Source organism: Enterococcus sp. DIV1096b (genome assembly GCF_050498765.1).
GTDB classification, from domain to species: domain Bacteria; phylum Bacillota; class Bacilli; order Lactobacillales; family Enterococcaceae; genus Enterococcus_D; species Enterococcus_D entomosocium.
In genome coordinates this window covers 1,869,291-1,884,079 of the sequence record NZ_JBMHEK010000001.1, presented here as the reverse complement: position 1 = coordinate 1,884,079, position 14,789 = coordinate 1,869,291, and the positions used below count along the sequence as shown (strand labels likewise).

The window sequence follows — 14,789 nt, the reverse complement described above, 5'->3', positions numbered from 1 at the left end:
AGCAGTTGTTTCTTCTTGTCTAATTGAAATCATTTCTTCCCTGCAATACGAGGAAAGAAATGATTTCTGCTTTTATTTGCAATTATATTTGATAATTTTCAAATTCTATTTCATGATTTGTTAAAAAAATGATACAATACATTGGAAAAACGTAAACGTAGATTACGGATACGAGAAAGAGGAGGATTTTATGGCGATCAGCGAAGAACAAGTCAAACACGTTGCCAAACTAGCAAAACTTTCATTCTCAGACGATGAATTACATGAGTTTACCTCTCAGCTAGGAAAAATTATTGATATGGTTGAAACACTTGAAGAAGTGGACACCACAGGAGTACCATTCACATCGAATGTCGCAGAAACGATCAATGTGATGCGTGAAGATGTAACGACAGGTGGCTGGGACCGTGATGAATTAATGAGAAATGTTCCAGAATCCGAAGAAGGCTTTATTAAAGTGCCTGCAATCATTGACAATGGGGAGGCGGGTGCCTAATGACTGAACTATATAATAAAAGCTTAGAAGAATTGCATAGCTTATTAGTGTCAAAGGAAATTACTGCGACAGATCTAACGAGGGAAACCTTTGCTCGCATTAAAGAAACAGAGCCAAAAGTCGATGCGTTTCTTGCATTGAACGAAGAAAAAGCCCATGCGTTAGCGCAAGCTATCGATCAAAAAGGTATCACTGAAAGCAATGTGTTGGCAGGGATTCCCATTGGGATCAAAGATAACATTGTTACCAAAGATCTACGCACAACAGCTGCTTCAAAAATTTTAGGCAACTTTGACCCAATCTACGATGCAACCGTCATGGACAAAGTTTACCAAGCAGACATGATTCCAGTAGGTAAGTTAAACATGGATGAATTTGCGATGGGGGCGAGTACGGAAACGTCGTTCTTTAAGAAAACAAAAAACGCTTGGGACGAGACAAAAGTACCTGGTGGTTCATCAGGTGGCTCGGCGGCTGCCGTTGCAGCGGGACAAATCCCCTTATCATTAGGTAGCGATACGGGTGGTTCGATTCGCCAACCAGCAGCTTTCAATGGAATCGTCGGGTTGAAGCCAACATACGGACGGGTTTCTCGTTTTGGTTTGATCGCGTTTGCATCTTCGTTAGATCAAATTGGTCCAATGACCCGTGGTGTGAAAGACAATGCCATCGCATTAAATGCCATCAGTGGGTTTGATGCAAAAGATAGTACGTCAGCCGGGGCAGCTGTTCCTGATTTTACAGCAGGTCTGACTGGTGATATCAAAGGCATGAAAGTTGCTTTGCCAAAAGAATACTTAGGCGAAGGAATTCAAGCGGGCGTCCGAGAAGCGATCTTAAAAGCTGCAGACACTTTCCGTGCGTTAGGAGCGACCGTGGAAGAAGTCAGCTTGCCACATTCAAAGTATGGGGTAGCTGTTTACTATATCATCGCTTCTTCAGAAGCAAGTTCTAATTTGCAACGTTTTGACGGTATCCGTTACGGTTTCCGTTCAGAAAATGTCCGCAATTTAGAAGATGTCTATGTCAATTCGCGTAGTGAAGGATTCGGGGAAGAAGTCAAACGCCGGATCATGTTAGGTACGTTTTCACTAAGTGCTGGCTACTATGATGCCTACTTCAAAAAAGCCGGTCAAGTTCGGACGTTGATCAAACAAGATTTCGATAAGGTCTTCAGCCAATACGATTTGATCATTGGCCCAGCATCACCAACGGTAGCATTTGGTATTGGAGAAAATATCAATGATCCAATTACCATGTACTTAAATGATATTTTAACCATTCCTGTGAACTTAGCAGGACTGCCAGGGATGTCGATCCCAGCAGGTTTTTCTGAAGGACTGCCAGTCGGCTTGCAAATCATTGGGAAACATTTTGATGAAGCAACCATGTATAAAGCGGCTTATGCCTTTGAACAAGCAACTGATTTCCACACGAAAAAACCAGTGATTTTAGGAGGGGATAAGGCATGAACTTCGAAACAGTCATTGGGCTTGAAGTCCACGTAGAATTAAAAACAGAATCAAAGATTTTTTCTCCAGCACCTGCTCACTTTGGCGCTGAACCAAATAGCAACACGAATGTGATCGACTGGGGCTATCCAGGTGTTTTACCAGTAATGAACAAAGCGGCTATCGAATTTGGGATGAAAGCTGCGCTTGCGTTGAATTGTGAAATCTCAAAAGAAACGCATTTCGACCGCAAAAACTATTTCTATCCTGATAATCCAAAAGCCTATCAAATTTCACAATTCGATCAACCGATAGGTCATGATGGGTGGATTGAAATCGAAGTGGAAGGTAAAAAGAAAAAAATCCGCATTGAGCGAGTTCATTTGGAAGAAGATGCCGGGAAAAACATGCACGGCAAAGGCGGTTATTCTTATGTTGATCTAAATCGTCAAGGAACCCCTTTGATCGAGATCGTTTCCGAAGCGGATATGCGTTCACCAGAAGAAGCATATGCGTATCTAGAAGCATTGCGTTCAATCATCTTGTTTACAGAAGTATCCGATGTGAAGATGGAAGAAGGATCTATGCGTTGCGATGCGAATATTTCGTTGCGACCTTACGGCCAAGAACAATTCGGAACAAAAACAGAACTGAAAAACTTAAACTCTATGTCCTTCGTGAAAAAAGGCTTAGCATTTGAAGAAAAACGCCAAGCCAAAGTATTGCTTTCTGGAGGCGAGATCCAACAAGAAACTCGTCGTTTTGATGAAGCAACCAGCAAAACATTATTGATGCGTGTCAAAGAAGGTTCTTCTGATTATCGTTACTTCCCAGAACCAGATATCCCACGATTTGTGATCGATGATGAATGGATCGAACGTGTACGTCAAAGCTTGCCAGAAATGCCGCAAAAACGTCGTGCCCGTTACATCTCTGAATTGGGCTTACCAGAATACGATGCAATGGTCTTGACTTTATCAAAAGAAATGTCCGATTTCTTTGAAAAAACCATTGATGCCGGTGCGGATCCCAAACAAGCTTCTAACTGGTTGATGGGTGAAGTTTCAGCGTATCTGAACAGTGAAAAATTGGAACTGCCAGAAACGAAATTAACCCCAGACAATTTAGCGGGAATGATTCGTTTGATTGCCGATGGCACGATCAGTTCGAAGATTGCGAAAAAAGTCTTCAAAGAATTGATCACAAACGGCGGCGACGCTGAAGAAGTCGTAAAAGCCAAAGGATTGATCCAATTATCAGATCCTGCGCAATTATTACCAATGATCAATGAAGTACTAGATAACAACCAACAATCCGTCGATGACTTTAAAAACGGAAAAGACCGCGCAGTTGGTTTCTTAGTTGGTCAAATCATGAAAGCAACCAAAGGACAAGCGAATCCAGGCGTTGTGAACAAGCTGTTGCAAGAAGAACTAGCAAAGCGATAAGAGGCAAGCGATGAAAAGAGCAAGAGTAATCTATAACCCGACATCTGGGAAAGAATTGATTCGAAAAAATTTAGCAGATATTTTAGATGTTTTGGAAAGAGGCGGTTATGAGGCGAGTGCGTTTGCCACGACCGCTGCACCATTTTCCGCCCGTGATGAAGCAAGAAGAGCCGGTGAAGCTGGTTTTGATTTGGTGGTAGCGGCCGGTGGCGATGGTACGATCAATGAAGTCGTCAATGGGATCGCTCCTTTAGAAAAGCGACCAAAAATGGCGATCATTCCTGGAGGCACGACCAATGACTACGCACGAGCACTAAAGATTCCCCGTACAGATATCAAAGCAGCTGCGGAAGTGATTTTGAAGCAGCAAACGGTGAAGATGGATGTCGGAAAAACACCCAATACGTATTTTATCAACATTGCTGCTGGTGGACACTTAACGGAACTGACCTATGATGTTCCTTCTGAGTTGAAAAGTGTTTTTGGCTACTTAGCTTATCTAGCAAAAGGAGCCGAATTACTGCCCCGCGTCAAACCAATCAAAATGCATCTAAAGTATGAAGACGGAGAATACATTGGCGGAGCCTCAATGTTCTTTTTAGGACTAACGAATTCAGTAGGGGGATTTGAACAGATTGCCCCTGACGCTAAGCTTGACGATGGGAAGTTTTCACTGATTATTGTCAAAACAGCCAATATTTTTGAGATCGTCCATTTAGTCGCTTTGATGATGAATGGTGGCAAGCACATCAACGATCGTCGTCTGATTTATACGAAAACATCTTTTCTTGAAGTAGACGCGCCAGAGCAGGTCAATCGATTAATGATCAACCTTGATGGTGAATACGGCGGAGATGCTCCTATGCGCTTTGAAAATCTACACAATCATATTGAGTTTTTTGCGAATGTCGATCAAATTCCTGATGATGCGGTCGTTGGTGAGCAGAACTATCAAGAGATGAGCGAAGGTTTTATTAAAGAAGTCGAACGTCTTTCCGATGAGGACATCAATGGCGATGGCAAGATCGGCGACGAAACAAGATAAACGATTTTTCTTTTCATGCAAAGTGAAAGAACAGGGACTTTTGGACCTGTTCTTTTTTTAAAAAATAAATTGTGGAAAAAGTAACAGGAATATTTTTAAGAAAAGTTGATAGAGCAGCTTTTCTTAAATTTTAGTAAAGGACGTTTTTTGCGTTATGTTCCACATCGGGTGTTTGTTTCACGGCTATCAGCGCGATTCATGAAGATAAAGCGAATGAAAAAATGAAAAAACGAACGATCTTCGCTAAAAAAACGAACTTTTTGAAAATATACTCGTTAAAGTTCGTCATTTACGTATTTCTATGCAATCTAATGATGCAAAAGCCAGAGAGAATATGCTATAATGGTGAAACGAAGAAATGGGGGGACCGGAATGGAGCACATCGATTCTACAAAAGCGCTAGATCTGCTTAGAGATGACGCAGAACGAATCAAAAAGCTGATCCGAAACCAAGAAAATAGTTTATGTATCGCACAATGCAAAGCATTTGAAGAAGTGGTTGATACCCAAATGTATGGTCTATCACGGCAAGTGGCATTTGCGATCCGCTTGGGGATCGTCGATAATCAAACAGGACAACAATTGATGGCGGATCTCGAAAAAGATCTGAACCAATTGTACAGCGAGGTCTATGAAGACCAGCGGACACCTGAAATCGGCAAGGAGGCATAAACTTGCCAGAAAAAGTAAAGAAAAGACATTTATTAGATTATAGTATTTTGTTACCATATATTGTTATGTGTGTCACGGGCTTGATGATGGTTTATAGTTCCACATCTTATGTGGCGATGACCGCCACACAACCGACCACAGCTGCTTCTTACGTCATCAATCAAACATTATTTTGGTTGGTGAGCCTAGTAGCGATCACTGTCATGTATAAAATGAAAACGGATGTTTTTCGGAATAAAAAATTTGTCCAGATCGCCATGATCGTCATCTTGTTTTTATTGATCGCTGCTTTCTTTTTCCCAAGAAGAAACGGGGCCCATGGTTGGTTAACGATTGCGAGCTTTTCTATTCAACCAGCTGAGTACTTGAAATTTATTGTCATCTGGTTTTTATCGGTGACGCTATCTTATCGTCAAAAAGGCATCCAACAAGAGTTTTGGAAAACGGTTTGGCGTCCAATCGGAATCGTTTTCGTCTACACCGGGATCATGGCCTTTTATCCCGACTTAGGGAATGCTGTGATCGTCATGCTACTGGCTTTTGTCGTTTTATTATCTAGTGGATTGAATTACTTGTACACTTTGATATTGGGGTTGGCAGGTATCGTTGGGAGTATGTTGATTGTCCTATTTGTGAATCTAACTGGCGGTAAGCTTTTACCAGCTTATGTTTATAGTCGCTTTTCATCCTTTTTGAACCCGTTTGCTGATGAATACAATACAGGTCATCAAATGGTCAATGGGTATTACGCAATGTTCAACGGTGGGCTTTTCGGACGCGGACTTGGAAATAGTATCCAAAAACGTGGCTTCTTAAACGAAGCGCACACCGATTATATATTTTCGATCGTTATGGAAGAATTAGGCTTGATCCCATCGATCATTATCTTAGGTGTTTTGTTCTATATGGTGGGACGGATCTTTCTTGTCGGTATCCGTTCAAGAGATCCCTTTAATTCCATGATGTGTATCGGCATAGGGACATTATTTATGTCTCAGATTTTCATCAACTTAGGGGGGATCACTGGTTTGATCCCATTGACGGGAATCACTTTTCCGTTTTTAAGTCAGGGTGGGTCAAGTTTGCTGATGCTGTCGATTTGTATTGGTTTTGTATTAAATATCAGTGCCGAAGAAAAGAGGAAACAATATTATTTGAATTATTGATCAATTGAATGGAGTGGATTAGATGAAGAAAATTCTTGTTGCCAATCGTGGAGAAATCGCGATTCGTGTCTTCCGCGCATGTGCGGAGTTAGGAATCAAAACAGTCGGTATTTATGCTGCGGAGGATGAATACTCCGTCCATCGTTTTAAAGCAGACGAAGCGTATTTAGTGGGGAAAGGCAAACGGCCGATTGATGCGTATTTAGACATTGAAGATATTATTCGCACAGCGAAAAAAGCCGGGGCTGAAGGGATTCATCCAGGGTATGGTTTTTTATCAGAAAACCTGGGCTTTGCTCAGCGCTGTGAAGAAGAAGGTTTGATTTTCATCGGACCATCCACTCACCACTTAGATATTTTTGGCGACAAGATCAAAGCAAAAGCAGCAGCGATCGAGGCGGGGATTCAATCCATTCCCGGATCTGACGGTCCAGTGGCATCGATTGACGACGTTTTAGCATTCGCTGACGAACATGACTATCCAATCATGATCAAAGCAGCTCTTGGCGGCGGTGGTCGAGGCATGCGTGTCGCTCATGATGAAAAAGAAGCACGTGATGGCTACGAACGTGCCAAAAGTGAAGCGAAAGCGGCATTTGGTAGTGACGAAGTTTACGTTGAAAAATATATTAGTAATCCAAAACATATTGAAGTCCAAATTCTAGGGGATACGCACGGAAATGTCGTCCATCTATTTGAACGTGACTGCTCTGTTCAGCGCCGTCACCAAAAAGTAGTCGAAGTGGCACCTTGTGTGTCAATGACGACTGAACAACGGGAAAAAATTTGTCAAGCTGCCGTTCAATTGATGAAGCATGTTGGCTATATCAATGCCGGAACAGTGGAATTTTTAGTTGAAGGCGATAAATTTTACTTTATCGAAGTAAACCCTCGGGTCCAAGTGGAACATACAATCACTGAAATGATCACCAATTTAGATATCGTGACGACACAAATACTAATTGCACAAGGCAAGGATCTGCATAAAGAAATTGGGATTCCTGAACAAAAAGATATTCGCTTCGAAGGGGTTGCGATTCAATGTCGCGTGACAACGGAAGATCCAGCGAATAATTTTATGCCAGATACTGGTAAGATTGATACCTACCGTTCTCCAGGTGGATTTGGGGTTCGTTTGGATGTCGGAAATGCTTACGCCGGTGCGGTGGTAACCCCGTATTTCGACTCACTGCTTGTAAAAGTCTGTACACATGCGGCAACCTTTGATCAAGCGATTCAGAAAATGATGCGCTGTTTGAAAGAATTTCGTGTACGTGGGGTAAAAACAAACATTCTCTTCATGCGAAATGTCGTTTCTCATCCAGCCTTTCGTTCGGGTGAAGCCAAAACCACCTTTATCGACAATACGCCGGAACTATTCAATTTCCCTCGGATTCGTGATCGTGGAAACAAAACCATGAAGTATATCGGGGAAATTACCATCAATGGATTTCCGGGGATCGAAAAACAAAAGAAACCATTTTATAATGAGCCACGGATGCCACAACACATCCAAGCAACGCCCGATTTTGTCAGCGCCAAAAATATTTTAGATACGAAAGGTGCCGAGGGTGTCGTTGAATGGATCGGTCAACAAAACAATGTCTTACTGACGGATACAACCTTCCGAGATGCCCATCAAAGTTTGTTGGCAACTCGTGTAAGAACCCATGACTTTAAGAAAATTGCCGCGATGACGGAAGCTGGCCTGCCACAATTGTTCTCAAGTGAAATGTGGGGTGGAGCAACGTTCGACGTTGCCTACCGTTTCTTAACAGAAGATCCATGGGAAAGATTGCGGATGTTCCGGAAAAAAATGCCGAATACCTTGTTGCAAATGTTGTTTAGAGGCTCCAATGCTGTGGGATATTCCAATTATCCAGACAATGTATTGGAAGAATTCATCAAAGAATCTGCAGCGCAAGGAATTGATGTGTTCCGAATCTTTGATAGTTTAAACTGGGTTCCACAAATGGAGAAAAGTATTCAAGCCGTTCGCGATACAGGAAAAATTGCAGAAGCAACGATTTGTTATACCGGGGATATCAATGATCCGACCCGTCAAAAATATTCAGTACAATATTACAAAGATATGGCGAAAGAATTGCAAAACCTTGGTGCCCATATCATTGCTATCAAGGATATGGCTGGATTATTAAAACCGCAAGCGGCTTATCGTTTGATCAGTGAGCTAAAGGATACGATCGATGTGCCGATTCATCTGCATACCCATGATACGAGTGGAAATGGGATCATTACTTACTCAGCGGCTACTAAAGCCGGTGTTGACATCGTGGATGTCGCTATGTCAGCGGTCAGTGGAGCAACGAGTCAACCAAGTATGAGTAGTTTGTATTATGCACTATTGAACGGCGAACGCTGCCCAGAAATCAATGTAGACAATATCCAACAGTTGAACCACTACTGGGAAGATGTCCGCATGTACTACCATTCCTTTGAAAATGGCTTGAACGCACCTCAAACGGAAGTGTACAAGCATGAAATGCCGGGGGGACAATATACCAATCTCCAGCAGCAAGCCAAAGCCGTTGGTTTAGGCGAAAAATGGGATGAAATCAAAGAAATGTATCATGAAGTCAATATGATGTTTGGAGACATCGTGAAAGTGACGCCTTCTTCGAAAGTCGTTGGGGACATGGCACTCTTTATGGTTCAAAATGGCTTGTCTGAGAAAGATGTTTTTGAAAAAGGCGATACATTAAGCTTCCCTGAGTCAGTAATCACATTCTTCCAAGGTGAGTTAGGTCAGCCAGTTGGTGGCTTCCCGAAAGAATTACAGCGCATTATCTTGAAAGGACGTCCAGCCTTTACCGAACGTCCCGGAACATTTGCGAAGCCAGTTGATTTTGCTGATGTGAAGCAAGAACTAGCGGAGAAAATCGGCTATGAACCAAAACATGAAGAAGTCTTGAGCTACTTGATGTATCCGCAAGTCTTCCTTGATTATCGAAAAGCTTATGAACAGTTTGCAGATGTGAAAGTTCTTGATACTCCAACTTTCTTTAACGGCATGCGCTTAGGTGAAACGATCAATGTTGAATTAGAAAAAGGCAAAATCTTGATCATTCGTCTAGATGAGATCGGTGAGCCAGATATTGAAGGCAACCGAACCCTCTTCTTTAACTTGAACGGACAACGCCGAGAAATCGTTGTTAAGGACAACTCAATCATCAGCTCTGTTCAAACGAAACGTAAAGCAGAGCCAACGAACAAAGAACAGATCGGTGCTTCGATGAGTGGCTCAGTTTTAGAAGTATTAGTCAAAAAAGGCGACCGGGTGGCACGTGGACAAACCTTGATGGTCACGGAAGCGATGAAAATGGAAACTTCGGTTGAAGCCCGCTTCTCAGGCGTAGTTGAACATGTGTATGTAACCGATGGGGAACCAATTCAGTCAGGAGATCTTTTGATTGAAGTCAAAGAGAAGTAAGGAGTCGATCCACAGATGAAGCGAAGAGGATTATTGTTTTGCGGCTTATTTGTCCTAGCCCTAATAATCGTGTATTTGCAGCCAGTTTTCATGCAAAACGCTTCAGATTCAAGAGTGACGATCGAAAACCCAATCAAAGCACCAACAAACATGAATTACGAACCAATCGCAGCTCAAGGATTAGCTGAATTGATCGGGGAACCTGTTTCGGATTTCGAAGAAGTCTATGGTCTTCCAGTTCAAACATATCGATCAGGTTACGAGTTTGAAATTCGGGTCTACAATCAATTAGACGATCAACAGTATGTTGAGATCAATACCGATGGTGAAAGTGTGCAAGCAATCAAAGTAATCGGCGCCGGGGGCTCTTCCCTGGCACCTTTTACGATGGGCATGACCTTGACTGACTTGACGGAGTTGACCATGATCTATCCTAACTTTACCTTGACACAAAATGATCGTGCGATCAGTTTCGAATTGATGGAAGAAGATATGAACTACCGTCCATTAGTGGCTTTTGACAACGGGACATTTGCTGTTTTGTTCTTTGATCAGGAGACTGCCCAACTGCAAGCCGTCACTTACTTGGATCAGACCACATTACTTAAACTGGCACCTTATCCCTTGACGGAAGGGCAGCGACCGCTGTTTCAAGTTTCGCAAACAATTGACCAAGCCCAAGCCAACCTTGAAAAAGAGACCCTGGCGTTTGTTATCATCGATAAAATTCGCCAGCAAATCGGCTTAGACAGCTTCTCACAGGATACCCAAACACATCAAGAAGCAGCTGGACTTTTATTTAATTTGACGAATAACCTATCAGACTATTTGACTTCTCAACGAATCCATTCTTATCAACGAGCACTTTCTTCGGAAAAGACAAGTAATTTTGTCTTATCGAATGACGAATGGCGAGAGTTGTTAGCGGAAAAGGAATTGGAAGCATCTGCTTCAATCTTCGAAGCGCCTGTTTATGATCCAACTTTTACGATTTTATCTTGGTTCAGTAATCCAAGATTTACTGAGCGCCTGACCCATGAACAATCAGAAAAGATAGGAATTGCTTTTTCTGAAGCAAATATGGTAGTCTTAGTGCAAGAAGATGTGGAAGGGACCGAGGATAGTACGTCAGATGATTTACGATGAAGCCTTTTTTGAGATTGAAGATCAAATCGAAGCACTTGTGAAGGCAATCAAAGCAAGTGAAACGTGTAAAACCTATCAAAAAGCGAAACAGGTCATGCATCAAGACCCTGATGTTCAGACGTTGATGCGATCGTTTTTAGAAAAAAAACTAGATTTTGAAAGAATTGAAGCTTACGGTGAGTATGCGCCTGATTTCAAAGAAAAAAAACGGGCGTTGCGCACAGCCAAGCGGCAGTTGGATCTTAATGAACAAGTAAGTGAGTATCGCTGGAGTGAAACACAACTGCAGCGTTTGCTGGATGAACTGACTGTGGCGATCTCTACTTGTTTTTCTCCCTCTGTCAAAGTCGACGCTGGGAGTCCCTTTTTTCAATCAAAATCAAGTTGTGGAGGAAATTGTCATGCACGAGGATAAAGAGCCTTTTACGATGCAAAAGCGTCGAGGATTGATCGTATGGGTTTACAGCCTACGTCAACTAAAGAATTTGCGCCGTTTTGGTTTTGTTCATTATGTGTCACGCAAGATGAAATACGTGGTCATGTATTTGAACGAAGAAGAATACGAAAGCAAAAAAACAAAAATCGAGCAGTTTCACTTTGTTCGACAAGTTGAAGCTTCCTATCGACCAGATGTCGAAATGGATTTTGCTGAAAAAATTGGTACGTCAGCAGCCTATCCAGTGAAAGATGAAGGGTTTGATATCGAAGAAAAAAATACGATGATTCGATTGGCAGAAAACGTGTAATAAAAAAGTGGGGGTGCCTTGAGTCACCGCCATTTTTTTATTGCTATTTATAGAAACAGTGCTATATTTGTATTTACGAAGATCTTGGAGGGAAAAAAGCATGCGTGTAGTAGCCGGAGAATATGGTGGCCGCAGATTAAAAAGTCTCGCTGGAGACAACACTCGCCCCACGACAGACAAAGTAAAAGGGGCGATTTTTAACATGTTAGGGCAATATTTAGATGGAGGTGTTGTACTGGATTTATTCAGCGGAAGCGGGGGCTTAGCTATCGAAGCGGTCTCTCGGGGAGCTGATCATGCGGTTTGTGTCGACCGTAGTTTTCCAGCAACCAAAGTGATCCGCGAAAATATTGCTATAACCAAAGAACCCGAAAAATTCACGGTGTTAAAAATGGATGCGAATCAAGCTTTACGGCAGTTTGCAGCTGAGGGACGAGGTTTTGACTATTTGTTTTTAGACCCGCCATACGCAAAGCAAGAGATTCTGCAACAGTTAGAAGCTATGCTGAAGGATGAATTGATTCGTCCGTCTGCATACGTAGTTTGCGAAACAGACAAGTCCATCGATTTACCAGAACAAATCGGCTCGTTGCATTTGGACCGTGCCCAAACCTATGGCATATCGGCAGTGACGATCTATAGAAATGAGGGATAACGTGAAAAAGATTGCTTTATTTCCAGGGAGTTTTGACCCATTGACGTCCGGTCATGTTGACCTGATTGAGCGAGGAGCCACGCTTTTCGATGAATTGATCGTCGGCGTTTTTACAAACACCAATAAAAAAAGTTTTTTTACGAGTGAAGAAAAAGTTCATTTGATCGAAGAAGCCCTCGCCCATATTCCTAACGTCAAGATTTTGGCACAAGAAACGGAGCTGACGGTTACGATCGCAAAAAAACTAGGTGCTCAGTTTCTGCTTAGAGGCATTCGCAGTGTGAAAGACTATGAATATGAGCGGGACATCATGGAGATGAACCATCACCTAGAACCCTCATTAGAGACCGTTTTTCTTTTAGCAGACGCAAAGCACAGTTTCATCAGTTCCAGTTTGTTGAAAGAGATCTTAACCTTTAACGGCGATGTTGCCGAATATTTACCTCAAAATATCTACGATGCTATAGTAAAGAAGCGTGATACCAATGAATCTTAAATCAACGATCAAATATTTCCTCCTGTTTGTTTTAGCGCTAATCATCGCCGCTTGTGCCTTTTTGCCGATTCCCTATTATATCGAGCAACCAGGAGCAACGATCGATTTAAAAGAGCTGATTACCGTCAATCAAAAAGAAGACACATCAGCCGGCTCCTTTTCTTTGACCAGTGTTGGGATTCGACAAGCTACCGTGTTCACAGCGATTGGAACGAAATTCAATGAATTCCAAGACTTGATCAGTGAGGAAGAACTTTTAGGCGGTGCGACAAATGAGGAGTACAACCGCATTCAACGCTACTATATGGAATCCTCGCAAAATAGTGCGATTGAGCAAGCATTAAAGCTAGCAGACTTACCTTATGAAATGACCTATAAAGGGGTCTATGTCATGGGGATCGATCCAAATTCCAGCTTTGCTGGGAAAATATCCGTTGGAGATACCGTCACCGCAGTCAATGGTAAAGAATTTAAAAGCAGTCAAGATTTTATCGACTACGTCCAAAGTCAAACCATTGGTGATGAAATCACCGTGACTTACTTGCAAGATGGCGAAGAAAAAGAAGCAACGGGCAAACTAATTGAACTGGAGAGCAATCAAAAAGCCGGTATCGGCATCTCCCTCGTCGATCATACAGAGATCACTTCTGATGAAGAGATCGTGATCGATTCTGGCAATATCGGAGGACCTTCCGCTGGTTTGATGTTCACCCTTGAAATCTATGAACAGTTGACCGGAGATAACCTACGTAAAGGCCACAACATAGCTGGGACAGGAACGATCTCAGCTGACGGAACCGTTGGTCGAATCGGTGGGATCGATAAAAAAGTAGCGAGTGCCAGTGAAAGTGGTGCAGAAATCTTCTTTGCCCCAGATGATGAAATCACTGACGAAGAGCGTGAAATAGATCCTTCCATCAAAACAAATTATGAAGAGGCAGTGGCAGCAGCGAAGAAGTTAGACACGGATATGAAAATCGTTCCGATCGCCAATGTCCAAGATGCCTTGGATTATCTAGCAACACTAAAAGAAGCAAATTAAAACGGCGCTCGCCGTTTTTTTTATTGTCTAAAGAATACAGTAGGCTCAAAGAAAAGGTTATGCTATACTTTTAGATAAGGAGTGTGAATCTAGTGGAATTAAAAAGACAACAACCGATCGTTGAAGCATATCATTTCGATATGAAACCGAAAGATAAAGAAATGGAAACTAAATTGAATGTAGGCTTTGCGCCGTTAAAAGTCAAAGATGAAGAATATATGGAAAAAAACAGTATTATTGGCGCCCGGCTAGAATTTCAATTAGTGTTCCCTGATTATGTTTTGTCAGGACGTGTCGGACAGGTCAATCATATTTTGAATCGTAAAGTCAATTCTGGAGAAGATCTAACAAAAGCTGAAACTGATCGCTTGGTTGAGCCATTGTTTGATATCGTTAAACGCTTGACTTATGAAGTGACAGAGATCGTAACCGACAAACCAGGGTTACAATTGAACTTTAATACCAATTCGAATGCTGCGCAAGAAGCGAAGGAAGAAGACAAATAACGAGAAAGAGGAGGGATGCCCATTGTTTTCCAATCAAATGCAAGTGATGCTATACGTCGATGATGTGACGAAAGCAGTTGAGTTTTGGCAAGAACTAGGGTTTGCGATCATTGAACAACAAACCGTTGATGGAACATCCGTTGTCGAAATCGCGCCATCAAAAGAGGCAGAGGCTCATTTTGTCTTATATGACCGTGAGTTCATCGAAACGCACTCACCTGAAGTCGCATTAAATTCCCCATCGATCATGTTTTTTGCTGAGGATATTACAGCTCTCTATAAAAAACTTATAGAGATGGAAGCAGAAGTCGGCGAATTGATTCAGATGGAAGAACAGCTGGTTTTCAATTTTGCCGATCCGGATGGCAATTATTTTGCTGTTTCAGGAAAATAGGTTTTACCGATCGTAATCAATCATTCGTCTTTATGAACCCGACTCTATGCTGTCGAACCGTTCAAGACGAATGAT

The 14,789-nt window shown here is 42.2% G+C and carries 15 protein-coding genes; all 15 read left to right on the top strand.

Translation table 11 applies throughout. The annotated features are described in order from the left end of the window. Positions 1-190 precede the first annotated feature (190 nt). The 15 genes from gatC to IGJ17_RS08920 all read left to right on the top strand — a co-directional run bounded on the left by gatC (position 191) and on the right by IGJ17_RS08920 (position 14,714). Positions 191-496 (top strand): Asp-tRNA(Asn)/Glu-tRNA(Gln) amidotransferase subunit GatC, encoded by a 306-nt coding sequence (gene gatC, locus IGJ17_RS08990; RefSeq protein ID WP_429961270.1) that lies wholly within the window; start codon positions 191-193, stop codon positions 494-496. After that, positions 496-1,968 (top strand): Asp-tRNA(Asn)/Glu-tRNA(Gln) amidotransferase subunit GatA, encoded by a 1,473-nt coding sequence (gene gatA, locus IGJ17_RS08985; protein WP_429961269.1) that lies wholly within the window; start codon positions 496-498, stop codon positions 1,966-1,968. The genes gatC and gatA overlap by 1 nt, the downstream gene beginning before the upstream one ends. Next, positions 1,965-3,395, top strand: coding sequence for an Asp-tRNA(Asn)/Glu-tRNA(Gln) amidotransferase subunit GatB (gatB, locus tag IGJ17_RS08980; protein WP_005225979.1), 1,431 nt, complete (start codon positions 1,965-1,967; stop codon positions 3,393-3,395). The genes gatA and gatB overlap by 4 nt, the downstream gene beginning before the upstream one ends. 10 nt (positions 3,396-3,405) lie before the next feature. After that, a complete protein-coding gene (locus IGJ17_RS08975) occupies positions 3,406-4,440 on the top strand; it encodes a diacylglycerol kinase (protein ID WP_005235735.1) in 1,035 nt (344 codons plus the stop codon). A 372-nt stretch (positions 4,441-4,812) separates the two neighbouring features. Next, positions 4,813-5,112 (top strand): YlaN family protein, encoded by a 300-nt coding sequence (locus IGJ17_RS08970; RefSeq protein WP_008380108.1) that lies wholly within the window; start codon positions 4,813-4,815, stop codon positions 5,110-5,112. A 2-nt stretch (positions 5,113-5,114) separates the two neighbouring features. Continuing rightward, on the top strand, positions 5,115-6,278 hold the full coding sequence (locus tag IGJ17_RS08965; protein WP_008380107.1) for an FtsW/RodA/SpoVE family cell cycle protein: 1,164 nt from the start codon (positions 5,115-5,117) through the stop codon (positions 6,276-6,278). Positions 6,279-6,300: 22 nt separating this feature from the next. Then, entirely contained in the window at positions 6,301-9,729 is a 3,429-nt protein-coding gene (locus IGJ17_RS08960) for a pyruvate carboxylase (protein ID WP_005235747.1), read from the top strand. 15 nt (positions 9,730-9,744) lie between these two features. Next, the gene (locus tag IGJ17_RS08955; RefSeq protein ID WP_005235750.1) at positions 9,745-10,875 is read left to right on the top strand and encodes a CAP-associated domain-containing protein; all 1,131 of its coding nucleotides are present in this window, start codon (positions 9,745-9,747) and stop codon (positions 10,873-10,875) included. Beyond that, on the top strand, positions 10,862-11,290 hold the full coding sequence (locus IGJ17_RS08950) for a YlbF family regulator (protein ID WP_005235752.1): 429 nt from the start codon (positions 10,862-10,864) through the stop codon (positions 11,288-11,290). Before IGJ17_RS08955 ends, IGJ17_RS08950 begins: the two co-directional genes overlap by 14 nt. After that, positions 11,277-11,621 (top strand): YlbG family protein, encoded by a 345-nt coding sequence (locus IGJ17_RS08945; protein WP_005235753.1) that lies wholly within the window; start codon positions 11,277-11,279, stop codon positions 11,619-11,621. Before IGJ17_RS08950 ends, IGJ17_RS08945 begins: the two co-directional genes overlap by 14 nt. Before the next feature lie 100 nt (positions 11,622-11,721). After that, entirely contained in the window at positions 11,722-12,276 is a 555-nt protein-coding gene (gene rsmD, locus IGJ17_RS08940) for a 16S rRNA (guanine(966)-N(2))-methyltransferase RsmD (protein WP_429961268.1), read from the top strand. Between the two features lies 1 nt (position 12,277). Continuing rightward, on the top strand, positions 12,278-12,772 hold the full coding sequence (gene coaD / locus IGJ17_RS08935; protein WP_005231326.1) for a pantetheine-phosphate adenylyltransferase: 495 nt from the start codon (positions 12,278-12,280) through the stop codon (positions 12,770-12,772). Continuing rightward, positions 12,762-13,814, top strand: coding sequence for a SepM family pheromone-processing serine protease (locus IGJ17_RS08930; protein WP_016620064.1), 1,053 nt, complete (start codon positions 12,762-12,764; stop codon positions 13,812-13,814). Before coaD ends, IGJ17_RS08930 begins: the two co-directional genes overlap by 11 nt. Positions 13,815-13,906: 92 nt before the next feature. Continuing rightward, positions 13,907-14,320 carry a DUF1149 family protein gene (locus tag IGJ17_RS08925; protein ID WP_042890719.1) on the top strand — a complete coding sequence of 138 codons (414 nt, stop codon included), beginning with the start codon at positions 13,907-13,909 and terminating at the stop codon, positions 14,318-14,320. 22 nt (positions 14,321-14,342) lie between these two features. After that, positions 14,343-14,714, top strand: a complete 372-nt coding sequence (locus IGJ17_RS08920; protein WP_429961267.1) for a VOC family protein — start codon at positions 14,343-14,345, stop codon at positions 14,712-14,714. The last annotated feature ends 75 nt before the right edge of the window (positions 14,715-14,789 follow it).

Excerpts from the sequence above, each read along its gene's own strand:
- gatB (WP_005225979.1), top strand. The coding sequence starts at position 1,965 with ATGAACTTCGAAACAGTCATTGGGCTTGAAGTCCACGTAGAATTAAAA.
- IGJ17_RS08950 (WP_005235752.1), top strand. The coding sequence starts at position 10,862 with ATGATTTACGATGAAGCCTTTTTTGAGATTGAAGATCAAATCGAAGCA.
- IGJ17_RS08975 (WP_005235735.1), top strand. The coding sequence starts at position 3,406 with ATGAAAAGAGCAAGAGTAATCTATAACCCGACATCTGGGAAAGAATTG.
- gatC (WP_429961270.1), top strand. The coding sequence starts at position 191 with ATGGCGATCAGCGAAGAACAAGTCAAACACGTTGCCAAACTAGCAAAA.
- IGJ17_RS08930 (WP_016620064.1), top strand. The coding sequence starts at position 12,762 with ATGAATCTTAAATCAACGATCAAATATTTCCTCCTGTTTGTTTTAGCG.
- gatA (WP_429961269.1), top strand. The coding sequence starts at position 496 with ATGACTGAACTATATAATAAAAGCTTAGAAGAATTGCATAGCTTATTA.
- IGJ17_RS08955 (WP_005235750.1), top strand. The coding sequence starts at position 9,745 with ATGAAGCGAAGAGGATTATTGTTTTGCGGCTTATTTGTCCTAGCCCTA.
- IGJ17_RS08960 (WP_005235747.1), top strand. The coding sequence starts at position 6,301 with ATGAAGAAAATTCTTGTTGCCAATCGTGGAGAAATCGCGATTCGTGTC.
- IGJ17_RS08970 (WP_008380108.1), top strand. The coding sequence starts at position 4,813 with ATGGAGCACATCGATTCTACAAAAGCGCTAGATCTGCTTAGAGATGAC.
- IGJ17_RS08945 (WP_005235753.1), top strand. The coding sequence starts at position 11,277 with ATGCACGAGGATAAAGAGCCTTTTACGATGCAAAAGCGTCGAGGATTG.
- rsmD (WP_429961268.1), top strand. The coding sequence starts at position 11,722 with ATGCGTGTAGTAGCCGGAGAATATGGTGGCCGCAGATTAAAAAGTCTC.